The 24,139-nt window shown below is 51.3% G+C and carries 19 protein-coding genes and 1 pseudogene; 7 read left to right on the top strand and 13 right to left on the bottom strand.

Annotation, left to right across the window (positions count from 1 at the left end):
• Window positions 1-145 precede the first annotated feature (145 nt).
• Window positions 146-1,180, top strand: a complete 1,035-nt coding sequence (gene waaH / locus BGE37_RS16435; protein WP_105288222.1) for a UDP-glucuronate:LPS(HepIII) glycosyltransferase — start codon at window positions 146-148, stop codon at window positions 1,178-1,180.
• Here waaH and BGE37_RS16440 read toward each other — a convergent pair.
• The 3 genes from BGE37_RS16440 to gpmM are packed head-to-tail and all read right to left on the bottom strand — an operon-like array spanning window position 1,167 to window position 4,967.
• Window positions 1,167-2,126: a divergent polysaccharide deacetylase family protein gene (locus BGE37_RS16440; RefSeq protein WP_105288223.1), complete on the bottom strand. Its 960-nt coding sequence runs from the start codon at window positions 2,124-2,126 to the stop codon at window positions 1,167-1,169. The two genes, waaH and BGE37_RS16440, sit on opposite strands and share 14 nt — an antisense overlap.
• Before the next feature lie 3 nt (window positions 2,127-2,129).
• On the bottom strand, window positions 2,130-3,389 hold the full coding sequence (gene envC, locus BGE37_RS16445) for a murein hydrolase activator EnvC (protein WP_230146813.1): 1,260 nt from the start codon (window positions 3,387-3,389) through the stop codon (window positions 2,130-2,132).
• A gap of 33 nt (window positions 3,390-3,422) precedes the next feature.
• Window positions 3,423-4,967: a 2,3-bisphosphoglycerate-independent phosphoglycerate mutase gene (gpmM, locus tag BGE37_RS16450; protein WP_001353573.1), complete on the bottom strand. Its 1,545-nt coding sequence runs from the start codon at window positions 4,965-4,967 to the stop codon at window positions 3,423-3,425.
• A 244-nt stretch (window positions 4,968-5,211) separates the two neighbouring features.
• Here gpmM and BGE37_RS16460 point away from each other — a divergent pair, with 244 nt between their 5' ends.
• The 5 genes from BGE37_RS16460 to cysE all read left to right on the top strand — a co-directional run bounded on the left by BGE37_RS16460 (window position 5,212) and on the right by cysE (window position 8,485).
• Window positions 5,212-5,643 (top strand): rhodanese-like domain-containing protein, encoded by a 432-nt coding sequence (locus BGE37_RS16460; RefSeq protein WP_001156181.1) that lies wholly within the window; start codon window positions 5,212-5,214, stop codon window positions 5,641-5,643.
• A 140-nt stretch (window positions 5,644-5,783) separates the two neighbouring features.
• On the top strand, window positions 5,784-6,035 hold the full coding sequence (gene grxC / locus BGE37_RS16465; RefSeq protein ID WP_000024392.1) for a glutaredoxin 3: 252 nt from the start codon (window positions 5,784-5,786) through the stop codon (window positions 6,033-6,035).
• A gap of 62 nt (window positions 6,036-6,097) precedes the next feature.
• Window positions 6,098-6,565 (top strand): protein-export chaperone SecB, encoded by a 468-nt coding sequence (gene secB / locus BGE37_RS16470; RefSeq protein ID WP_000003377.1) that lies wholly within the window; start codon window positions 6,098-6,100, stop codon window positions 6,563-6,565.
• Complete coding sequence (gene gpsA, locus BGE37_RS16475; RefSeq protein WP_001076194.1) at window positions 6,565-7,584, top strand: NAD(P)H-dependent glycerol-3-phosphate dehydrogenase; 1,020 nt, start codon at window positions 6,565-6,567, stop codon at window positions 7,582-7,584. Before secB ends, gpsA begins: the two co-directional genes overlap by 1 nt.
• A 79-nt stretch (window positions 7,585-7,663) precedes the next feature.
• The gene (cysE, locus tag BGE37_RS16480) at window positions 7,664-8,485 is read left to right on the top strand and encodes a serine O-acetyltransferase (RefSeq protein ID WP_001277561.1); all 822 of its coding nucleotides are present in this window, start codon (window positions 7,664-7,666) and stop codon (window positions 8,483-8,485) included.
• 52 nt (window positions 8,486-8,537) lie between these two features.
• Here the strand turns inward: cysE and trmL are convergent, their stop codons facing one another.
• From trmL to BGE37_RS16520, 7 genes and pseudogenes are all read right to left on the bottom strand, one after another.
• The gene (gene trmL / locus BGE37_RS16485; RefSeq protein WP_000932361.1) at window positions 8,538-9,011 is read right to left on the bottom strand and encodes a tRNA (uridine(34)/cytosine(34)/5-carboxymethylaminomethyluridine(34)-2'-O)-methyltransferase TrmL; all 474 of its coding nucleotides are present in this window, start codon (window positions 9,009-9,011) and stop codon (window positions 8,538-8,540) included.
• Window positions 9,012-9,058: 47 nt separating this feature from the next.
• Window positions 9,059-10,249 (bottom strand): quinone-dependent L-lactate dehydrogenase, encoded by a 1,191-nt coding sequence (gene lldD / locus BGE37_RS16490; RefSeq protein WP_000586976.1) that lies wholly within the window; start codon window positions 10,247-10,249, stop codon window positions 9,059-9,061.
• Window positions 10,246-11,022, bottom strand: coding sequence for a transcriptional regulator LldR (lldR, locus tag BGE37_RS16495; RefSeq protein WP_001353574.1), 777 nt, complete (start codon window positions 11,020-11,022; stop codon window positions 10,246-10,248). The genes lldD and lldR overlap by 4 nt, the downstream gene beginning before the upstream one ends.
• Entirely contained in the window at window positions 11,022-12,677 is a 1,656-nt protein-coding gene (gene lldP / locus BGE37_RS16500) for an L-lactate permease (RefSeq protein ID WP_001297977.1), read from the bottom strand. Before lldP ends, lldR begins: the two co-directional genes overlap by 1 nt.
• A 416-nt stretch (window positions 12,678-13,093) precedes the next feature.
• On the bottom strand, window positions 13,094-17,647 hold the full coding sequence (locus BGE37_RS16510; RefSeq protein WP_105288224.1) for a YadA-like family protein: 4,554 nt from the start codon (window positions 17,645-17,647) through the stop codon (window positions 13,094-13,096).
• Window positions 17,648-17,690: 43 nt separating this feature from the next.
• A pseudogene (locus BGE37_RS16515) lies at window positions 17,691-18,375 on the bottom strand (DUF3251 domain-containing protein).
• A 572-nt stretch (window positions 18,376-18,947) separates the two neighbouring features.
• On the bottom strand, window positions 18,948-19,310 hold the full coding sequence (locus BGE37_RS16520; protein WP_000665680.1) for a YibL family ribosome-associated protein: 363 nt from the start codon (window positions 19,308-19,310) through the stop codon (window positions 18,948-18,950).
• A 283-nt stretch (window positions 19,311-19,593) separates the two neighbouring features.
• Between BGE37_RS16520 and yibT the strand changes: the two genes are divergently transcribed.
• Entirely contained in the window at window positions 19,594-19,803 is a 210-nt protein-coding gene (yibT, locus tag BGE37_RS16525) for a protein YibT (RefSeq protein ID WP_000517099.1), read from the top strand.
• Between the two features lie 10 nt (window positions 19,804-19,813).
• Here the strand turns inward: yibT and mtlR are convergent, their stop codons facing one another.
• The 3 genes from mtlR to mtlA form a co-directional block, all read right to left on the bottom strand.
• Window positions 19,814-20,401: a mannitol operon repressor MtlR gene (gene mtlR, locus BGE37_RS16530; protein WP_000228261.1), complete on the bottom strand. Its 588-nt coding sequence runs from the start codon at window positions 20,399-20,401 to the stop codon at window positions 19,814-19,816.
• On the bottom strand, window positions 20,401-21,549 hold the full coding sequence (mtlD, locus tag BGE37_RS16535) for a mannitol-1-phosphate 5-dehydrogenase (RefSeq protein WP_000645420.1): 1,149 nt from the start codon (window positions 21,547-21,549) through the stop codon (window positions 20,401-20,403). The genes mtlR and mtlD overlap by 1 nt, the downstream gene beginning before the upstream one ends.
• Window positions 21,550-21,912: 363 nt before the next feature.
• The gene (gene mtlA / locus BGE37_RS16540; RefSeq protein WP_105288225.1) at window positions 21,913-23,826 is read right to left on the bottom strand and encodes a PTS mannitol transporter subunit IICBA; all 1,914 of its coding nucleotides are present in this window, start codon (window positions 23,824-23,826) and stop codon (window positions 21,913-21,915) included.
• Between the last annotated feature and the right edge of the window lie 313 nt (window positions 23,827-24,139).

Consider the following 24,139-nt stretch of genomic DNA (forward strand, 5'->3'; position numbering starts at 1 on the left):
CGCTGATCTCTTATATAGCTGTTCTCATTATCTCTCTACCCTGAAGTGACTCTCTCACCTGTAAAAATAATATCTCACAGGCTTAATGGTTTCTTAATACAAAGCCTGTAAAACATCAGGATAACTTCAGAGGTCGTCGGTATTTATGATGAACAGCACCAATAAACTCAGTGTTATTATCCCGTTATATAATGCGGGAGATGATTTCCGTACTTGCATGGAATCTTTAATCGCGCAAACCTGGACTGCTCTGGAAATCATTATTATTAACGATGGTTCAACGGATAATTCTGTTGAAATAGCAAAGCATTACGCGGAAAACTATCCGCACGTTCGTTTGCTGCATCAGGCGAATGCCGGCGCATCGGTGGCGCGTAATCGTGGGATCGAGGCGGCGACGGGTAAATATGTCGCTTTTGTCGATGCTGACGATGAGGTCTATCCCACTATGTACGAAACGCTGATGACCATGGCGTTAGAGGACGACCTCGACGTGGCGCAGTGCAACGCTGACTGGTGTTTTCGTGAAACGGGAGAAACCTGGCAGTCCATCCCCAGCGATCGCCTTCGCTCAACCGGCGTATTAACCGGCCCGGACTGGCTGCGAATGGGGCTTTCTTCCCGCCGTTGGACTCATGTTGTCTGGATGGGCATTTATCGTCGTGATGTCATTGTTAAAAATAACATTAAATTTATTGCCGGATTACATCATCAGGATATTGTCTGGACAACAGAATTTATGTTTAACGCGCAACGCGTGCGATATACCGAGCAATCGTTATATAAATATTATTTGCATAATACGTCAGTGAGCCGATTGAATAGACAGGGAAATAAAAACCTTAATTATCAACGCCACTATATTAAGATTACCCGACTGTTGGAAAAGTTAAATCGCGATTACGCAGACAGAATAGTGATTTACCCGGAATTTCATCAACAAATAACTTACGAAGCATTACGTGTTTGCCATGCGGTACGTAAAGAGCCAGATATTATTACCCGCCAACGGATGATTGCTGAGATATTTACTTCCGGTATGTATAAGCGACTGATTTTCAATGTACGCAGCATAAAGGTGGGTTATCAGGCGTTACTGTGGTCTTTCCGCTTATGGCAATGGCGCGACAAAACGCGGTCGCACCATCGCATTACGCGTAGCGCCTTTAATTTGCGCTAGCGTTAAGTTTTGCCGCTTCGGGCTGCTTGCCCCAGCCTTGCCACTGATGCTGGAAGTAAACGATCAGCGTGCTCTGGCTGATGCTTTCGCTTAATACTTCAAAGAAGCGATTAGCATAAACCGGTTCCAGCGGTTTCTTCGGTTTACACAGTTTCACGCCACGGAACGGATTACGCGGTGCGTCGGGCACAGTGTTTTTCGGCGGTGTAGACGTATCAACCTGCGGTTCATTCAGCAAGCTGCTGGCTTTCACCAGCGTAATGTCTGGCGGCAGGTTATAAACCATCTGTTGTAGCACGCGTACCGTTGAAGGGTGAGGATGCCCAATGGCAATGGTTGAACCGTTGCGACGCGCCAGGTCAATTGCGCGATTGAACTGCACACGGATGTCTGCTTCGTTCTGTGAATCGTCGAGGAACACCTTCCGTTTAATAACCTTCACGCCAGTACCTTGCGCGGCGCGCATCGCCTGGGTATTACCGATGGTTACGCTGTCGAGGAAGTAAAGATTGTAACGCTCCAGAGCCTGCATCACTTTCTGCATACCAAACAGGTTAGAGGTCATCTTGCTACCCATGTGGTTGTTGATCCCCACGGCATAGGGCACGTTATTGACCGCACTACGAATAATGCGCTCAATTTCGTCGCTGCTCATCTCCGGGCGCAGCGTATTTTTCTCCAGCGGCTGTTTACTCAACGGTGCCATTGGCAGATGAATCAACACTTCGTGACCGCTGTTATGCGCTTTGGTCGCCATCTCTCTGGCGTGCGGTGAATCGGGTAATACAGCGACGGAGATAGCGGAAGGCATCGCCAGCACCTGGTTTTCGTTGTGCGGGCGATACCCAAAATCATCAATGACGATGGCAAGTTTGCCAGCAAGTACGGGGGAGGAGAGCGCCAACAGAGCGGCAAATGCAAGAACGTTACGACGAAATGGAAACAAAACTTATCTTCCCAACCACGGCTGTGGATTGACCGCCTGACCCTGGCGGCGAATTTCGAAATAGAGTGAAGGCCGACCCTGACCGCCACTGCTGCCCACCAGTGCAATTGGCTGGCCCGCGCGAACCTGCGAACCAACGCTCACCAGTGCGCTCTGATTATAGCCGTAAAGACTCATGTCGCCTTTACCATGCTCAACCACCACCACCAGACCGTAGCCTTGCAGCCAGTCAGCCAGAATCACCCGACCGTCGGCAATCGCTTTAACTTCAGTACCTTCAGAAGCACCAATCACCATCCCTTTCCAGCGCAGCTCACCCTGTAGCTGCTCGCCATAACGATGCAGCGTCGGCCCGCGAACCGGCCAGAATGCCTGACCACGCGGCGCTCCCAGGCCACCAGTTCGGGACATCAGCGATTTTTCGCTTTCGGTCGGTTTGTAGGTGGTGCCTTTGCGCGTCGCTTCTTTCTGACGGTCGCGAACCGCCTGGGCTTCGCGCGCCTCACGTTCAGCACGCGCTTTCGCTGCCGCTTCCGCACGGGCAATGCTGTTACGTAGACGAGATTCGTTGGCGCGCAGCTCGCTCAACTGTTGTTGACCTTGCTGGATGGAAGACTCTAGCCCAGCCAGCGTCTTTTTACGCTCGTTCAGCGCCTGGGTCAGCTTCGCCTGTTGGGCGCGCTGCTCATATAACAGCGTTTGTTGCTCGCTCTGTTTCTCTTCCAGCTCGGCGCGTTGCATAGCGACTTCTTCACGCGTTTGTTTCAACTGAGCAATGGTTTCTTGTCGCGCCTGGTTGAGATAGCCGAAATAAGCCTGTAAACGCTGTCCACGCTGGCTTTCTTCACCGCTGAGAATCAGCTGAATACCGGTATGCTCGCCCTGACGGAATGCGGCATCCAGTTGTGCGGCGAGGCTGCGCTCCTGGGCGGCTTTTTGCTGCTCCAGTTTGGCAATCGACGCGTTCATCTCATCAATCTGTTTATTCAGTTGATTGAGCGTGTTTTGCGTTTCGCGCAGCTTGCGAGTGGCTTCAGAGATCGCTTCTTCCTGCTTTTTCAATTGTGCGAGCAGGCTTGCGCGTTGTTGTTGCTTTTGGCGTACCGCGCGCTCTTTCGCGGCGATATCGGCCTGAATAGATTTGAGTTGGTCGCGATCATCCGCGTGGGCGGAAAAGGCGCACAACAATACGCCAGCGCTAAGAACGCTGGCGTAGATGATGGGCCTGATTGCAAACCTGCGCGGTTTCACGGCCCGTGTCATGGTATTAATCGCCTTTCCCCTCATGGGGAGGGATTATTCCACGATGAACAGCGGCTTACCAGTCATCTCTTGCGGGATTTCCATACCCATCAGCGACAACATGGTCGGCGCGATGTCAGAAAGTTTGCCGCCTTCAACCGCTTTCACGTTCTTATCGCCAACGTAAATCAGCGGAACAGGCAGGTTGGTGTGCGCTGTGTGCGCCTGACCCGTTGCCGGATCGCGCATCTGTTCAGCGTTACCGTGGTCAGCGGTGATCAGCAGTTGTCCACCTACAGACTCAACCGCTTTCGCAACTTCATCCACGCAGTGATCCAGCGCTTCAACGGCTTTAACCGCTGCTTCCATCACCCCGGTGTGACCTACCATGTCGCCGTTAGGATAGTTACAGATGATAGTGTCGTATTTGCCGCTCTTGATGGCCGCAACCAGTTTTTCGGTCAGCTCTGCGGAGCTCATTTCTGGCTGCAGGTCGTAAGTTGCCACTTTCGGCGAGTTGATCAGAATGCGGTCTTCGCCTTTGAACGACTCTTCTACACCACCGTTAAAGAAGAAAGTGACGTGAGCATATTTTTCGGTTTCGGAAATACGCAGTTGAGTTTTGTCGTTTTTCGCCATCCACTCGCCGAAGGTGTTAACCAGAGAAGCTGGCGGGTAAGCAACCGCAGTTTTGATATCAGCGGCGTATTCGGTCAGCATCACGAAATCGATGTTAACCACTTTCTTACGCGCGAAGCCGTCGAAATCAGCGTTCACGAAAGCACGAGTGATTTCACGCGCGCGGTCAGCACGGAAGTTCATGAAAATCAGCGCATCGCCATCTTCCATTGCCGCGTCTGGCTGGCCTTCAGCACGGATAACGGTCGCTTTCACGAATTCGTCGTTTTCGTCGCGAGCATAAGCAGCCTGCAAACCAGCAACGGCGGTATCGGCCTGGAACTCACCCTGCGCCAGAGTTAGCAGGTCATACGCTTTTTCAACGCGATCCCAACGGTTATCGCGGTCCATGGCGTAGTAACGACCAATGATGGACGCTACGCGGCCTTTGCCCAGCGCGGCAAATTTTTCTTCGAATTTTTTCAGCGAGGATTCAGCACTGCGCGGTGGAGTGTCGCGACCGTCAAGGAATGCGTGCAGGTAGATTTTTTCTGCGCCGCGTTCAGCGGCCAGTTCTACCATCGCCATGATGTGATCTTCGTGGCTGTGTACACCACCTGCGGAGAGCAGACCCATAATGTGTACTGCTTTGCCTGCGTTTTTCGCTTTATCTACCGCACCAGTCAGCACCGGATTAGCGAAGAAAGCGCGATCTTTGATTTCAACGTCCAGACGAGTCAGGTCCTGATACACGATGCGGCCGGCACCCAGGTTAACGTGACCTACTTCGGAGTTACCCATCTGACGGTCAGGCAGACCGACTTCCAGACCGGAAGCGTCGATCAGGGTATGCGGACGATTGGCCCACAGTGCATCCATTACCGGGGTTTTAGCACTAAAAATGGCGTTATCCTGCTGTTCTTCGCGATAGCCATAGCCATCCAGAATCACCAGTACCATAGGTTTTTTAGAAACCGACATTGCGACAACCTCATACTCAAGAGTCAAAATTTGCGTAATTTTACTACAGCTGAATCGATAAAATAGCCTCTGAAGATCAAAATATACGACCGCTCGCGGCAAGCCGATGCCAGATTTACGCTTTTTTTTCGTAGCGCCCCGCAAAATTGCATTCCAGTTAACGCGCTGGCTGTATTTGCCGCACCGCGCAGGTATACTCCTTTCCTGGTTTTTTTAATCACTACGTCGGGAGTTGTTACCCCCCATGCAAGAAATTATGCAATTTGTTGGCCGTCATCCCATACTGAGTATCGCCTGGATCGCGTTACTGGTGGCGGTTCTTGTGACTACGTTTAAGAGCCTGACCTCGAAAGTGAAGGTGATTACTCGTGGTGAAGCTACACGTCTGATCAACAAAGAAGACGCTGTGGTTGTGGATTTACGTCAGCGTGATGACTTCCGTAAAGGCCATATCGCAGGTTCTATCAATCTGTTGCCGAGCGAAATCAAAGCCAATAATGTTGGTGAGCTTGAGAAGCACAAAGACAAGCCGGTTATCGTGGTAGACGGTTCTGGCATGCAGTGCCAGGAGCCTGCAAACGCGCTGACGAAAGCAGGTTTTGCGCAAGTATTCGTGCTGAAAGAGGGCGTCGCTGGCTGGGCTGGTGAAAACTTGCCTCTGGTGCGCGGCAAATAATTTACCTGTCGTCTTTCATGATGCAGGCCGTTAGCTGCAATTAGGCCCCCTGAAACTTATTGTTATAAGCTTCTGGGGACACTCCATTTTGCTGCCGCCCTGCAACATGAAATTTCAGGGTAAAAAACAGGAGCTAATTTATGGCCAATGTTGAAATCTATACCAAAGAAACCTGCCCGTATTGCCATCGTGCGAAAGCACTGCTGAGCAGCAAGGGTGTGAGTTTTCAGGAGTTGCCGATCGATGGCAACGCCGCTAAGCGTGAAGAGATGATCAAACGCAGCGGTCGCACCACGGTTCCCCAGATTTTTATTGACGCACAGCACATTGGCGGCTGTGATGACTTGTATGCATTGGATGCACGTGGTGGACTGGATCCCCTGCTGAAATAACGTGTGAACGTTGGCATTACATTGCGCAGTATTTAAGGACAACACTTAAGGGTTTTCGACACATGTCAGAACAAAACAACACTGAAATGACTTTCCAGATCCAACGTATTTATACCAAGGATATCTCTTTCGAAGCGCCGAATGCGCCGCACGTTTTCCAGAAAGATTGGCAGCCAGAAGTTAAACTTGATCTGGATACGGCATCTTCTCAACTGGCAGATGACGTTTACGAAGTGGTACTGCGTGTTACCGTAACGGCATCCCTGGGCGAAGAAACTGCGTTCCTGTGCGAAGTGCAGCAGGGCGGTATTTTCTCCATCGCGGGTATCGAAGGCACCCAGATGGCACATTGCCTGGGCGCATACTGCCCGAACATTCTGTTCCCGTATGCTCGTGAGTGCATCACCAGCATGGTATCCCGCGGTACATTCCCGCAACTGAACCTTGCGCCGGTTAACTTCGATGCGCTGTTCATGAACTATTTGCAGCAGCAGGCTGGCGAAGGTACTGAAGAACATCAGGATGCCTGATGAACCAACGTAATGCTTCAATGACTGTGATCGGTGCCGGCTCGTACGGCACCGCTCTTGCCATCACCCTGGCAAGAAATGGCCACGAGGTTGTTCTCTGGGGCCATGACCCTGAACATATCGCGACGCTTGAACGCGACCGCTGTAACGCCGCGTTTCTCCCCGATGTGCCTTTTCCCGATACGCTCCATCTTGAAAGCGATCTCGCTACCGCACTGGCAGCCAGCCGTAATATTCTTGTCGTCGTGCCAAGCCATGTCTTTGGTGAAGTGCTGCGCCAGATTAAACCGCTGATGCGCCCTGATGCGCGTCTGGTGTGGGCGACCAAAGGTCTGGAAGCGGAAACCGGACGTTTGTTACAGGACGTGGCGCGTGAGGCGTTAGGCGATCAAATTCCGCTGGCGGTTATCTCTGGCCCAACGTTTGCGAAAGAACTGGCGGCAGGTTTACCGACGGCTATTTCGTTGGCCTCTACCGACCAAACCTTTGCTGATGATCTTCAGCAGTTGCTGCACTGTGGTAAAAGTTTCCGCGTTTACAGCAACCCGGATTTCATTGGCGTGCAACTTGGCGGCGCGGTGAAAAACGTCATTGCCATTGGCGCGGGAATGTCCGATGGTATCGGTTTTGGTGCGAATGCGCGTACGGCGCTGATCACTCGTGGGCTGGCTGAGATGTCGCGTCTTGGCGCGGCGCTGGGTGCCGATCCTGCCACCTTTATGGGCATGGCGGGGCTGGGCGATTTGGTGCTTACCTGTACCGACAACCAGTCGCGTAACCGCCGTTTTGGCATGATGCTCGGTCAGGGCATGGATGTACAAAGCGCGCAGGAGAAGATTGGTCAGGTGGTTGAAGGCTACCGCAATACGAAAGAAGTCCGCGAACTGGCGCATCGCTTCGGCGTTGAAATGCCAATAACCGAGGAAATTTATCAAGTATTATATTGCGGAAAAAACGCGCGCGAGGCAGCATTGACTTTACTAGGTCGTGCACGCAAGGACGAGCGCAGCAGCCACTAAACCCAGGGAACCTTTGTTACCGCTATGACCCGGCCCGCGCAGAACGGGCTGGTCATTATCTTATCGTGTGGAGTAAGCAATGTCGTGTGAAGAACTGGAAATTGTCTGGAACAATATTAAAGCTGAAGCCAGAACGCTGGCGGACTGTGAACCAATGCTGGCCAGTTTTTACCACGCAACGCTACTCAAGCACGAAAACCTGGGCAGTGCACTGAGTTACATGTTGGCGAACAAGCTGTCATCGCCAATTATGCCTGCCATTGCTATCCGTGAAGTGGTGGAAGAAGCCTACGCCGCCGACCCGGAAATGATCGCTTCTGCGGCCTGTGATATTCAGGCAGTGCGTACCCGCGACCCGGCAGTCGATAAATACTCAACCCCATTGTTATATCTGAAAGGTTTTCATGCCTTGCAGGCCTATCGCATCGGTCACTGGCTGTGGAATCAGGGCCGTCGCGCACTGGCTATTTTTCTGCAAAACCAGGTTTCTGTGACGTTCCAGGTGGATATTCATCCGGCGGCAAAAATTGGTCGCGGTATCATGCTCGACCACGCGACGGGCATTGTGGTGGGTGAAACTGCGGTGATTGAAAATGACGTGTCGATTCTGCAATCCGTTACCCTTGGCGGTACGGGAAAATCTGGCGGCGACCGTCACCCGAAAATTCGTGAAGGCGTGATGATTGGCGCAGGTGCGAAAATTCTCGGCAATATTGAAGTTGGGCGCGGTGCGAAGATTGGCGCAGGTTCCGTGGTGCTGCAACCGGTACCGCCACATACCACCGCCGCTGGCGTTCCGGCACGCATTGTCGGTAAACCAGACAGCGATAAGCCATCAATGGATATGGATCAGCATTTCAACGGCATTAACCATACGTTTGAATATGGGGATGGGATCTGACGTCCTGTAATTGTGCCGGATGCGATGTAATCATCTATCCGGCATACAGTAACTAATCTCTCAACACCGCTCCCGGATACCCCAGCTGCCGCCAGGCTTCATACACCACGACCGACACCGCATTGGACAGGTTCATGCTGCGGCTGTCCGGCACCATTGGAATGCGAATTTTTTGTTCAGCGGGCAGGGCATCGAGAATGCTTGCGGGCAGGCCGCGTGTTTCCGGGCCAAACATCAGATAGTCGCCATCCTGATAACTTACGGCGCTGTGTGCGGGTGTGCCTTTCGTGGTGAGGGCAAACAGACGCTGGGGATTTTCTGCTTCCAGGAACGCAGCATAGTTATGATGACGCGTAACGGCGGTAAATTCGTGGTAGTCCAGTCCTGCGCGGCGCAGGCGCTTGTCGTCCCAGGCAAATCCCATCGGTTCGATGATATGCAGACGAAAGCCGGTATTAGCGCAAAGACGGATGATGTTGCCAGTATTTGGCGGAATTTCTGGTTCGTAAAGTACGATGTTTAGCATACTGCCCCCTTAGTGCGGGGGCAGGATAGCAGATATTCATCTAACTCTTAAGCCGCATTCCCTTTCGCCATCGGAGCCAGCGCCGCAGGCAACTCTTTACCCAGCCCCTGCACCAGCGAATCTTGCGTAATTTCACTGATCGATTTTGCGCCAGTCAGTGTCATTGCCACTTTCATCTCTTTTTCGATCAGATTCAGCAGATTTGCCACGCCCGCCTGGCCCGCCGTTGCCAGCGCATACAGGAAAGCACGACCCAGCAGTACAGTATCGGCACCGAGTGCAATCATACGCACGACATCAAGCCCGTTACGAATGCCGCTATCTGCCAGAATGGCGATATCACCTTTCACCGCATCTGCAATAGCAGGCAACGCACGGGCAGAAGAGAGTACACCGTCCAGCTGGCGGCCACCGTGGTTAGAAACCACAATGCCATCTGCGCCAAAACGTACCGCATCACGCGCATCTTCTGGGTCGAGGATCCCTTTGATCACCATCGGGCCATCCCAGAAATCGCGGATCCACTCAAGGTCTTTCCATGAGATAGAAGGATCGAAGTTATTCCCTAGCCAGCCGATGTAATCTTCCAGTCCGGTCGGTTTGCCGAGATAAGCCGAGATATTACCGAGATCATGCGGACGACCATTCAGGCCCACATCCCACGCCCATTGCGGATGCGTTACCGCCTGCAAGTAGCGGCGCATTGCCGCGTTCGGGCCGCTCATTCCAGAGTGCGCATCACGGTAACGCGCACCAGGCGTTGGCATATCCACGGTGAAAACCAGCGTCGAGCAGCCTGCCGCTTTTGCACGCTCCAGCGCGTTACGCATAAAGCCGCGATCGCGCAGCACATATAACTGGAACCACATCGGACGCTTGATGGCGGGGGCGACTTCTTCAATTGGGCAAACAGAAACGGTCGAGAGAGTAAACGGAATGCCATGTGCATCCGCTGCTTTTGCGGCCTGAACTTCGCCGCGTCGCGCATACATGCCACACAAACCTACCGGACCTAGCGCCACCGGCATCGACAATTTCTCATTAAACAGCGTCGTTTCCAGGCTTAAGTCGGACATGTTTTTCAGAATTCGCTGGCGCAGCGCCACCTCTGACAAATCTTCCACGTTGCGGCGCAGGGTGTATTCAGAATATGCCCCCCCATCCATATAGTGGAACAGGAATGGCGGCAGAATGCGTTGTGCTGCGGCGCGATAATCGCTGGCTGCGGAAATAATCATGCGTTTTTCTCCCTCGAATTCTCATTATGGTCACCAGGCAGGCGGGTAATGCGTGCATGGCGAGCCTGATCTTCATCGAATCGTTTCATGGTGGTGTGAACAAAGCTAAGGTGCGCCATCATTGCTTTACGCGCCCCGTCAGCATCACCGGCAAAAATGGCGTCAATGACAGCCTGATGTTGTTCGGTCAGTTGTGAAAAAACCGGGGGCACCAGATACATCCGCTGACGGCTATGCTTCACTGAGGATTGCAAGACATCGAAGAAACCACGCATGGTTTGCAGCAACACAATGTTATGTGAGGCTTCGGCAATCGCCAGATGAAAACGAACGTCCGCTTGTGAGGCGAGATCCGGGTCTTCGCTGAGTGTTGCTTCAAAGCAAAGCTGAATTTTCTCTTTTTCGCCAGGCGTGGCGCGCATTGCTGCATGCCACGCGGTGCTGGCTTCTATGGCGTAGCGGGCTTCCAGAATATCGAAACTGTAATCCGGATCATCGGCCATCAGCGTTTTCAACGGCTGGACGATGTTTTGCTCCGACCATGTGTCATGTCGCCAGCGAATAAACGTCCCGCCGCCGCGTCGACTAAGCAGCACGCCTTCGCTCACCAGTTTTGCCAGCGCCTCGCGCAGTGAATTTCGCGACACACCGAGTTGCATTGCCAGTTGACGTTCAGCGGGCAATTTCATGCCCGCCTCCAGGTTTTTTTCATCAATCAGCGCCCGCACACGATCGGCAACCTCGTCTGACAGGCGTCTGGGTAAAACAATCATTAAGGAATCATCCACGTTAAGACATAGGCCTGAAGCGTGGTGATCACGCCCACCATACAGGTGAAGATCAGGCTGTGTTTGACAGTAAAGCGGAACAAATCAGACTCTTTGCCCACCAGTCCTACCGCCGCACAGGCGATAGCAATAGATTGCGGAGAGATCATTTTGCCGGTGACACCACCGGTGGTGTTGGCAGCAACCAGCAACAGGTCAGAAACGCCAATTTGTTGTGCGGCGGTAGCCTGCAAAGCGGCAAACAAAGCATTAGATGACGTATCCGACCCGGTCAGGAATACCCCAAGCCAGCCGAGGAACGGCGAGAAGAAGGTGAATGCATGACCGGTGTGCGCCAGTGCCAGCGCCAGTGTTGATGACAGTCCGGAATAGTTCGAAATAAAGGCGAATGCCAGCACCATACCGATGGAGTAGATAGGCAGAGCCAGTTCTTTCAGCGTGCTGCCGAAGGTGCTGATAGCGTCAGATGGTTTCATCTTCAGCCAGACAATTGAGAGCAGGGCAGCAAAAAGAATGGCGGTACCGGTAGCAGAGAACCAGTCGAACTTAAACACGGCGGCGTAAGCTGTCGCTTCGCTGACCACTGGCGGCATACGGGCAACCAGTTTATCGAGGTACGGCACCGGAATATTGATCACCCACTCATACAGCGCGCCACCCGATGCGAACAGGGCTTTAAACGGCGGGATACTCCACAGTGTTACGGTAGCAGTCAGGAACAGGAACGGTGTCCAGGCACGTAATACCTGACCCGCGGTGTAACCGGTGTGGGCCAGCGTCATATCAACCTGTGACGCTCCCAAATCACCAAAACGGAATACGCGCACCGGCTGCCAGCGTTTGAGGAACAGTGTCAGGCAGAGCAGCGATACCAGCGAAGAGATAATGTCTGGCAGTTCCGGCCCAATGAAGTTAGAGCTGAGGTATTGAGCGATGGCAAACGAACCGCCCGCAACCACGACCGCAGGCCAGGTTTCTTTGATACCGCGCCAGCCGTCCATAATCGCCATAATCCAGAACAGCACGATAATGGTCATAAACGGTAGCTGACGCCCCACCATCTGGCCAATCTCAAAGCTGTCGATGCCTGTTACCTGCCCGGCGACCAGAATCGGAATACCCATCGCACCAAATGCCACTGGCGCGGTGTTAACAATCAGGCACAGCCCGGCGGCGTACAGCGGTTTAAAGCCCAGGCCGACCAGCAATGCGGCGGTAATTGCTACCGGTGCGCCAAATCCTGCGGCTCCTTCGAGGAACGCGCCGAAACAGAAACCGACGATCAGCATTTGCAGGCGCTGGTCAGGGGTTATCGAAAGAATAGACGAGCGGATGATGTCAAACTGCCCGGTTTTCACCGAGATCTTATAGACGAACACCGCTGCAATAATGATCCACGCGATGGGCCACAAACCGTAGAAGAAGCCATAAACCACCGAGGCCAGCGCGTTAGCGACCGGCATTTTATAGAACAGCAAAGCCACGGCAAGGGCGATTGCCACCGTCCACGAGGCGGCGACGTATCCTTTCAGTTTGAGCTTAATCAGCGCAAAGAAGAAAAACAGGATGGGAAGCGATGCTATCAGGCTGGAAAGCCAGATATTCCCGGCGGGATCATAGTTTTGTTGCCAGAGATTCATTGCAGGTCTCCTGCAGTCCACACACGCCGCGTGATGAGTCTGTTGCTCATCTCCGTGTCACACGTTGTGTAAAAGTGGCACTGCCAATTATGTTGTGTAGGGATAATGACAATGAATAGTTAACTAAATGTTATGCATTGGCAACATTGATGTGAGTTTTAATTGGGGAACTGTGAACCAGAGGTCAGATAAGCGAAGAATTGGTAGGGCCAATTTGGAGTGAGGGAGATGTCTGTAAAGAAAAGGGCAATTCCCATCAGAGAATTGCCCTCAGATTGTTGATCTGGTGCGCCTTATCTTGCCGGATGCGGCGTGAACGCCTTATCCGTCCTACAGGAATGTGCTGAATCATCCCGTAGGTCTGATAAGCGTAGCGCATCACGCAATTTGGCGTTTACCCATTCATTAATGGATCATTACCACTGAATACCGGCACCGAGTGCGGCGGAGTATTCACCCTGGCTATTGGTACTACCTTGTAATTTGTAGACCCAACGACCATTGGCGCTCACCATCGACACACCTAAAGCAACAGCCGATTCGCCGTTGTAAGTACCACCACCAATAGAGGCCATGCTGGCTCCCGGCGTGTAAGCCTGCGGCAGACCGGTCATTGCCATTGCGGAAGCGATACCACCGCTCAACTTGCTTTCGGTTTTGGACAGTTTGTTATCCATTTCAACCATGCGCTGATCGGTGTATTGCTTCGTTTCCTGCACACTTTGCTTCAACTGTGCATAGTTCACTGCGTCGTTGTTTTCCACGCCAGCGGACACGTTGCTGATACGAGTCGTACCGCCATTGCCGCCACCGAGAGTGATGTTGCTGTAGTCGATAGAGCCATCAGCTTTGGTGTCGTAGCGAACGCCACCTGCTTCGGAAGACTTCAGTTGCGAAACGTTAACCGCATCGGTGGCATTAACACCGGCAGCAACGTTGGTGATACGGCGCTGGTTGGTAGAAGAACCCACAGAGATTGTGTTTTCTTCGTTGGCCACGGAGCCTGTACCCAGAGCGATGCTGTTGTCAGCGGCAGCAATGGATCCAGAACCAATCGCCACACTGTCTTTACCCTGGGCGTTAGCATCTACGCCATCGGTGTTGGTCTTGAAGTACTTGGTGCTACCTGTGGTCACGATATCGCCAATACCGTTCTCGATATTGGTCACGCGAGTATCCAGATTCGTCACCTGATTGTTCAGGTTAGTAATGCTCTGGGTATTCTGGGAAACCTGCGCATCCGTTACTTTCAATTGACCCACGTTGACCGCATCGGTATCCGCCGAACCAGCCGCGACGTTGGTGATCTGACGTTGACCGTCTTCGCTACCTACGGAGAACTCACCCACAGAGTTCTGCGGTGCATCCATGTTGTAGGCGGTGTAGCCAGTTTGTGCGCCACGGGTAGTTTGAGAACCATTACCCATTGCAATGCTGTTTGCATGGTTTGCACGCGCGTTGCTACCGATAGCAATACCGTTAATCGCATCTGCCAGAACTAAAGTGTTCAGGCCGATACCAATACCTGCATTACCATTAACGATGGTTTTTGCGCCCATTGCCAGCGAGTCTTCACCGACTGCCAGTGAGTCTTCAGCCGTTGAGTTGGCGTGATAGTATTTGGTCGGCGTGGTGGCTACTGCACCAATCGCATTCTGCAACTGGCGAACCGTAACGGCATCATGGGCTTCAGAACCATCGGCAACATTGATGATTTGACGATATTTACCATCGTCACCGATCGACAATGCGCCAAGCAGTTCACCGTCAGTTGTGTCATAACCAATCACAACACCTTCTTCCGATACGCTGGTGTCACGAGAACCTTTAACTATTACACGGCTGGAAACGGAACTGCTACCAAGAGCGATACCTGTATCAACGTTGCTGTAACTGTCCTGGCCGATGGCCACGCTACTATGGCCTTCAGCAACAGAGTTATAACCCACAGCGGTAGAGCCAATACCTGCTGCGCTGGCATCGGTGAAGGTTAAACCGGTGTCATTGGTACGCACATAGTTAATACCTGCACCATTTTCTTCGATGTAGGTTTCACTGGTGTTACCGGCAAGCTGATTGATGACTTCGCTGTTCTGCTGGATCAGCATATTGGTGTTAAACAGCTGAGAACCGTTGATAGCATCGGTGCTACCTTCACCAATGTTACCATCAGCAACGTTTGTGATAATGCTGGCCTTGCCGTCATGACTGGCGTTGTAAGCCCCTTCGCCGTTATTGGCGGTCGCATCCCACAGCAGCGCGTTCTCATCAAGCGCATCCAGAGCTTCACCGACATTGTTGTACTCGGCATTCGCAATGGTGTAAGTCGGCGCAGTGATAGTACCGTCAGCGTTAACTTCTGCATCACCGCCCAGAGCATCAGCGATATATTTGTTAGTGGTATAGAGTTGTGAGCCGTTAATCGCGTCGCTGCTGGTGGCAGAGATTGCACCATTTGCGACGTTAGTAATCTTACTGGCAGTGTTATCTACCCCACGACCGGCGCTGAATGCACCAGCACCGTCATTGGCTGTTGCATCCCAGAGCAGGGCGTCATCCAGCGTGGTATCGATCGCTTCCAGTGCGTCACCAACGTTGCTGTAACTGCCGCCAGCGATGGCATAAGTCGGTGCGGTGATACTGCCATCCGCATTCACCACAGCGTTCCCGCCCAGAGCATCGGCAATGTAGTCACTAACGCCATAAAGCTGTGAACCGTTAATAGCGTCGCTACTGGTGGACGAGACTGCACCGTTTGCAATATCAGTGATTACACTGGGATCATTATTAATGCCGTGTTTGGCGCTGAATTTGCCTGCGGTTGTATCCCAGAGCAGAGCATCACCGAGAGAATCACTAAATGAAGTGTTAATCGCAGCCAGAGCATCCCCGACGTTAGTGTAGTCAGTGCCGCCAATACTATAGGTTGGCCCGGTTAATACACCTGTATCGCTAATATCAGCACCACCACCCAGATACGACGTGAATGAATCAGCCAAACCGTAAAGTTGTGAGCCATTTATGGCGTCAGTGCTGTCAGAGGAGACTATGCCAGCTTGTACGTTGCTGATTTTGTTGGTGGCGTTAGTACCGTGTGCAGCGGTGAATGCGCCTGCGGCGTCGTCCCATTTCAGGGCATCTTCACCGAGGTTAGTCACCGTATCAGTCAGGTTAGTGATATTAGTGGTGTTGCCAGCCACTTCGCTCGTCAGATTAGTGATATTGGTGGTGTTGGTCGCCACATCGTCCTTGGTCGCTTTCAGCTGAGAACCATTAACGGCGTCGGTGCTGGTGTCAGAGAGCTCGCCAGCGGTGACGTTAGTGATTTTGTTGGTGGCGTTGGTGCCGCGTGCAGCGGTGAATGCGCCTGCGGCATCGTCCCATTTCAGGGCGTCTTCACCGAGGTTAGTCACCGTATCAGTCAGGTTAGTGATATTAGTGGTGTTGCCAGCCACTTCGCTCGTCAGGTTAGTGATGTTGGTGGTGTTTGCCGCCACATCGTCCTTGGTCGCTTTCAGCTGAGAACCGTTAACGGCGTCGGTGCTGGTGGCTGAAAGGTCGCCAGCGGTGACGTTAGTGATTTTGCTGGTGGCATCTGTACCATGTGCCGCACTATATCCCTTTTTAAGGGAGTCCCATTGTATCGTATTCGTGTTTAGATCCGCTAAGGCGTCGCCAACATTGCCATAAATACCATTTTTCAGTCTGTAATTTGGGGAAGTCACTACGCCCTGTGAATTGACGGTCGCTCCTCCACCAAGATTATCTGCTACTGACTTACTGATAGCATAAAGCTGTGATCCATTGATGGCATCAGTACTGTTATTGTCGATATCACCTTTTGCCATATTGACAATTTTTCGCTGAGCTGTTGTGTTACCCACGGAGACAGTATCCGCTTCAGTCGCGACAGAACCAGCCCCCAGAGCAATTGAATTTTTACCTTGAGCAGTGGCCTGAGCACCAATTGCAATGCCATTTTCTAAACCGGCATAACTGCCTTGTCCAAGAGCAATGGCATTTGCCCCACCGGTAATACTCCCATTTCCCAGTGCGATTGCATTTACGCCGTCAGCTTTATTCGCCTGACCGATGGCAATGGCGCCCGCAGCGATTGCCTGGCTTTGGTTACCCAGAGCAATCGTGTTGTCGACATCGGCAATACTCCCGGAGCCCAACGCGACACTGTTAAGCCCATTTGCCTCCGCTTTAGTACCCACTGCCGTTGCATTTTCAGCGGCTTCGGTCTCAGCGCCAATCGCAATCGCGTTTGCTGCGCTGGCGAGAGATTGTCTGCCTAAAGCGAGGCTGTCTGTGCCGTTAGCTGCACTATTTGCTCCCAGTGCCATAGAATATTCTTTCGAGGCATTGGCAGTGTCACCGAGGGCGATACTCATTATTCCTAAGGCTTTGCTCCCATGTCCTACTGCGATGGCTTTATCAGCACCTGTTTTCGCGCTATCACCTTGTGCAATAGAAAATTCGCCTATTGATTCCGCATAACGACCAAATGCGATTGAATAGTCACCTGTTGACGTTGTCGATGCGCCCATAGCGAGACTTCGCTGGCCTATTGAGGTGGTATTAATCCCGAACGCCATTGATGCTTCGCCAATCGAATGAGTCTTACCGCCGATGGCTGTTGACCATCTTCCCTCGGCGTTTGACTGATAACCCACTGCGGTACTGGAGCCACCACCGGTGTCTGTATAAGCATTTGCTCTTGCATCCTCACCGACAGCAACCCAGCCTGTTCCTGTACCCTGACCATAATCAACGCCACGACCAGTATCTTTCCCCACTAACTGTGCGGATGCGCTGAATGAAAACGCCAGGCTGTTGATACCAATCACCGTCGCCAGCATGAGCTTACTGCGCCCGCTCTTTTTTCCACGACTTTTCGCCGTTTCACTGGCAACGCTATAGCTGCCCGTTGCCGGATTCCAGATAACTTTAAATATTTTGTTCATTCGTGATGCTCTCTATTCCTTGATATAAGCGCAGAAGCTGCATTTATTTTTTGTTTTTCCGCTGCCGGGTTTCAGCAGGTTGAACAGTGTCGAACTGGAGATTGGCCATATTGATGGACAATTTCAGATACTTCAGGTTATTAGGTGAAACGCCTTTTAATGTCAGATTAATGTCTTGCCATTGACCTGGCATTAATTGCAGGGTGGAGTTCATGGTGGTGTTGAACAGCAGTTGCTGCCACTTTGCCAGCGCTTTGGCATCGGTGGGTCTTTCATTGCCCCATGTGGCTTGAAAGCCAATATTTAATACGGGAACGCTTAAAAGGTTAACCAGCGAAATACGAATAACGCTACCATTTTCAACTGCATCAATAGACAGCACCCGGCCTGCCAAACCAACCGAGCCATTGTTTAAAATGAAGTATTTTGTTTGTGCTGGGTTAAATTCGGTGAAGACAAATTCGTCCTGTTTGTCTTTGACCGCCTTTACTACACCCGCCAGCACTTTAGTGGTGTTTGCAATATTAATTTGTTGATTTTCAATAATTTCTATTTTTCTTTTATATTGTTCTTGTTCTTTTTTCAAGAATCTCTATTTTACTTTTTTGCAATTCTTGCTGTTTGGCAAGATCGTCGATCAGATTCGCTTTCTCAATATAGTCACACCCAGTCAATACCCAGAGTGGCAATGTTATAAACATGCTTAATAGTGCTTTTTTGATGCTCATAGGGTGAATTCCTTTTCATGATCCCGATACGTTAACTGTTACGGCGTAATCATCCTTTTTATGAATGATTCGAGTGGAAATATACGTTATATAAATTTATAAGAGACTTTTTCTATTAATTGTTGTATTAATTGGTAGTGCGAATATGACATTAAATGTCAGACAATTTCAGATTGTAGCCAATAATATTAATCGCGCGGATTTTAATGATCGATGTCAATCAATGTCAAATGTTTCACCGGATGAAAACACCGACCAGGAGAAATATTAATATTCAGCATGGTGATGTTTTCTTGGGAAGTGTGTGATTCTGAGCGATAAATATAAATAATTAATGGCTGTTACAGGCATTAATGTGCATTAATTCATTGTTATCGCTTATATATCACTTTTTTATTCCATACCACAATTTCAGAATTTAGCCTGTAATATGCGCTTCAAAGAGCCGGTGAGATGGAAGCAATAGTGATAAGAATGTTAAAGATATCCGATATCTGGTATCAGGCTCCTGCATGTGCCAGCAGGAGCGAGTAAATCGTGAGAGGCTGTGATTACAGCGGTGAGACAGGTACTTAAAATGCGGTCTTAGAGAATCCGGTCATCTCTTGCAGGCCCATTTCGCGGCCCAGCGCGGTCATCGGATGCACAACTACCAGTCCGCGAACACTTTTCTTCAGCTTGCCCATATCAGCCTGCTCTTTTTTGGTAATCGCGCGCTGGAAGGGCATTTTCATCAGTTTTTGCGCTTCTTTACTGAGTTTCTGGCTGTGAACTTCACGCAGGCGAGCAATTTCGGCTTCCAGCGTGGCTTTTTCTTTTTCCAGTTCGGCATATTTATCTGCGGCTTCAACAAGTGACAGGTCAGCCTGCTGATGGCGGATAGCGTCCAGGCGATCGCTGAGACGTTTGATTTCGTTTTTTTCGACTTCTTTCATGTGATGACTTCTGATAGAGATAAATTTATAGCCTCTAGTATGCGCGACCAGGTGCTTTGTTCACAACAGATGGCATTGTAATAGTTCCAGATTGTAACCATTAATGTGTTTGAAAATCACCCAATCTATTGATTAGTTAGGAAATTTAAAGAAAAAAGATAGACAACAGAAGAGGATCATTATTGAGGATTGAGCACGTTTTCCTTAATGTCATTTATACCGGGATCTAAACTAAAATTGGCGGCCGCGCATTCCCGACGCGGGGTAATACGGAGATATCATCATGGGCAAATTAGGTGAAAACGTTCCGCTTCTTATCGATAAAGCTGTAGATTTCATGGCATCGAGCCAGGCGTTCCGGGAGTATCTGAAAAAACTTCCTCCCCGCAATGCGATTCCGTCCGGAATACCTGATGAAAGCGTGCCGTTATATCTACAACGTCTGGAGTATTATCGTCGGCTTTATCGGCCGAAACAGGTAGAGGAGAAGTAAGCGAAAGTACTTACTTTTGAAAGGCTTTTTTTAAGCTGATTTTGGAAATCAGCTCTGTCAGTGAAAGGACCATTGTTGATCGCACAGCCTGTTGGTAACGCTGAATTTGCATTGCATACAAACTGGAGTCTGCGGGTTCAAACTGTGGCGGCGGTGGTAACGCCGCCACACAGTGCAGCTCACCAAAGGGGCCAAGAATTTCGTCGTCGGTAAAGGCGTACTCATTGCCGTCGTGATTTAGTTCTTCACGCAATGCCATCAGCAGTTCCGCATCTTCGTATTCATGGCGGTTAATGACACCCAACCCGTAAATGAGTTTTAAACGCACAGAAAGATCGCCCAGCGGGCCATCGCCGTCGAGTAACGGTTCTACAGCATACTTCACCGCGTAATCGTCTTTGCGGAATACCTGAAGCACCAGAAGATTTACCGCCTCGGTCAAAAGCTCGACGGCGGTAATCAGAAAGCTTCGCACGGTTTTGCCAGCATTCAGACGCTCAAGCACACGGTTTTCAAAGGCCTGGGTTTGTTCCATTGTTGCCTGCATATCTGACAATCTGTTATTCGGGCGCAGGGAGTCCTGCGCCTGGTCCACCATTATTGCATTGCTTTATAAGCGGTTACTGCCTCGGATACAACCTCGCTGTTAGCATCAAGGCCGGAAATCTGCGCCAGTGCGGCTTGCGGGCCTTTGTCGGCAATCAGTGCTGCCAGTTCCTGAGCCTGCGGATCATCTTCACTGCGGAAGTGCATTGCAGCGGCAATACCTTCAATCAGGTTTTTATGTGGCAGACCATATTCCAGCGTTCCGAGCAGTGGCTTGATCAGACGGTCGCCAGCACTCAGTTTACGCAGCGGCTGACGGCCTACGCGCTCTACATCGTCTTTCAGATACGGGTTTTCAAAACGACCAAGGATTTTCTGGATGTACGCCGCATGTTTGTCCGCGTCAAAACCGTAACGCTTAATCAGTACAGCGCCACTTTCTTCCATCGCCCCTTTTACTACCGCGCGGATTTTCTCGTCGAGAATTGCGTCACGAATGGTCTGATGACCTGCCAGTTTTCCGAGGTACGCGGTTATAGCATGACCTGTATTCAGGGTGAAGAGTTTACGTTCGACAAATGCCATCAGGTTGTCGGTTAACTCCATGCCTGGGATGTTCGGCAGTGCACCTTTGAACTGGGTTTTATCGACAATCCATTCGCTGAAGGTTTCGACTGTCACTTCCAGCGGATCGTTCGTTGCCGAAGCGGAAGGCGGTACGATGCGGTCAACGGCGGAATCCACAAAGCCAACGTGTTCTTCTACCCACGCTTTGGCGTCTTCTGGCAGGGCGTTCATCACATGGCCTTTCAGCTGCGTGGTGCCGCGTACCATGTTTTCACAGGCGATAATGTTCAGTGGGGATTCATTACCTTGTTCTTTACGTTTCACCAGCCCTTTGGCGATTGCCGGAGCAATACGTTCCAGCACAACCGGGCCCACGGCGGTAGTGACTAAATCAACCTGAGCAATCAGATCAACGACATCATCACCAATGCTGCTGACAGCATTGACGCCAGAAACGGTATCTACCTGCTCGGTTTCACCGACCACATGAACCTGATAGCTATGACGGGCATTCAGGGCATCAAGTACCACCTGATTGACATCGGCAAACGTCAGTTGGATACCCGCGTCTGCCAGCAGTTTACCGATAAAGCCACGACCGATATTACCTGCGCCAAAATGTAATGCTTTCATAGTATTAACCTTCATCAATGTTTTTACCCGAGAGGGCTGGGGTGAGGCTTTTCCCTCACCCAAACCCTCTCCATGTGGAGAGGAGCCGCGCCGGATGCGGCGCAAACGCCTTATCCGGCCTACAAGAACGTGCAAATTCAACAAATTGTGCTTTGTTTTTGTAGGCCTGATAAGCGTAGCGCATCAGGCAATTAGCCCATCTTCTCCATGTGGAGAGGGGCCGCGCCGGATGCGGCGTAAATGCCTTATCCGGCCTACAAGAACGTGCAAATTCAACAAACTGTGCTTTGTTTTGTAGGCCTGATAAGCGTAGCGCATCAGGCAATTAGCCCCACCGTCTCCATGTGGAGAGGTGGGATTGGATTACTTACGACCTGCCAGCAGTTCCAGCACTTCATCCACGCTGGTGGTGTGTGCCAGACGCTCGATGACGGACTCATCATCCAGTGCATTGGTCAGGCTGGTGATAACCTGAATGTGCTCGTTGTTACGGGCGGCAATACCAATCACCAGACGGGCAATGTCATCTTCTTCTTCACCGAAGCGCACGCCTTCCGGGTACTGGCAGAACACCACGCCCGTTTTCAGTACGCGATCTTTCGCTTCAACCGTACCGTGCGGTACCGCGATGGACTCACCCAGATAAGTCGGGGTCAGTTTTTCACGATCCAGCATCGCCTGAACGTATTCCGGCTCAACGTAACCGCCTTTCACCAGCTGCTCGCCAGCAAAACGAATCGCTTCTTCTTTGGTGGCCGCTTTGCGACCGAGGAAGATGTTTTCCGCGCCCAGTTTGAAGAGGTTAGCACTGGAATCGTCAAAGCTGTCTTTCAGACTGTCTTTCACTTTTACTTCGTTTGCAGTGTGGCGCTGGGCAGCAACCAGACGTTCGGTCAGGCTGGTGTACAGGCCACTGTCGAGGAAGTTGGTCAGCGAAATATGCTGTGCCTGCGGAACCTGACGCATAGCGCGTTCGGTCAGGTCACGGTGAGTGATGACCAGGTCCACATCTGGCGGCAGGTTGTTGATCGCGCTGTTAGTAACAGAAATCTGCGACAGACCTGCATCCTGAATTTTCTTACGCAGCACGCCTGCACCCATCGCACTGGAACCCATACCGGCGTCACAGGCAACGATGATTTTACGTACGTGGCTCAGGTCGTTAGTCACATCGCCCGCAGACAGCGGAGACGCGCCTTTAGACTCAGCTTTCATTTCCTGAACGCGACGTGCAGCAGCTTCAATATCATCTTCTTCTTTCACTTTGCTGGTTTTCAGCAGAATGGCAGAGACAACGAAGGAGACTGCCATCGCCGCACACACACCCGCGATGTTAGCGAAGTAAGCACCTTTTGGCGTCATCGCCAGTACCGCAAGGATAGAGCCCGGAGATGCCGGCGAAACCAGACCACCACCCAGGATAGTCAGCGTGAACACGCCAGTCATACCGCCGAGGATAACGGCCAGGATCAGACGCGGATTCATCAGCACATACGGGAAGTAGATTTCGTGGATACCACCGAGGAAGTGGATGATTGCCGCACCGCCCGCAGACTGTTTAGCGCTACCACGACCAAAGAACATGTACGCCAGCAGCACGCCCATACCAGGACCTGGGTTAGCTTCAATCAGGAAGAAGATGGATTTACCCAGTTCATGGGACTGCTGAATACCCAGCGGCGAGAAGATACCGTGGTTAATGGCGTTGTTGAGGAACAGGATTTTCGCCGGTTCAACAAAGATAGACGCCAGCGGCAGCATGTCATGGACAACCATGAAGTTAACGCCCGCAGCCAGCATTTTGGACAGGGCTTCAACAATCGGACCAATGCCGAGGAATGCCAGAATGGCGAGGATCATCCCGATGATGCCAGCGGAGAAGTTATTCACCAGCATCTCAAAACCGGATTTGATCTTACCGTCTACCCAGCGGTCGAAGTGCTTAATGCACCAGCCGCCCAGCGGACCTGCAATCATAGAACCGAGGAACATCGGCATGTCTGCGCCGACGATAACACCCATGGTGGTGATGGCACCGACTACGCCGCCACGTTCGCCGCCTACCAGCTTACCACCGGTATAACCGATCAGCAGCGGCAGGAGATAAGTGATCATCGGCCCGACCAGCTTCGCCAGCGTCTCGTTCGGTAACCACCCTGTTGGAATAAATAATGCGGTGATAATACCCCACGCGATAAACGCGCCGATATTTGGCATCACCATGTTGCTGAGGAAACGACCAAAGCTTTGCACTTTGATCTTAATATCGGATGACATAAAAACACCCCTTCTTATGTTTGCTGTCGCGCAGGCTGGAAGCCCGAGGTTTTTTGTTAATGTGGCGGCAGAGGTAGCCGGACCTTGTTGATAGTGCGAAATCTGGCACTGAATCGATCAACTGTCCAGTCGACGGCTTTTTGTGTGATATGAATCACATAAATATAGGGGGTAGAGAGGTAATTGACGTGATGTGCATCACAAAATACTTGTGTAAAAAAGCAACAAGACGGCGATTTTCGCTAAAAATGGCATTTAAATGTGAGTAATGTCACATTTTTGTTTTGTTAGTTTGTTGAATCTTTGTGATCTG

It is taken from the genome of Escherichia sp. MOD1-EC6300 (assembly GCF_002965045.1).
In the GTDB taxonomy this organism is placed as follows: Bacteria; Pseudomonadota; Gammaproteobacteria; order Enterobacterales; family Enterobacteriaceae; genus Escherichia; species Escherichia coli_F.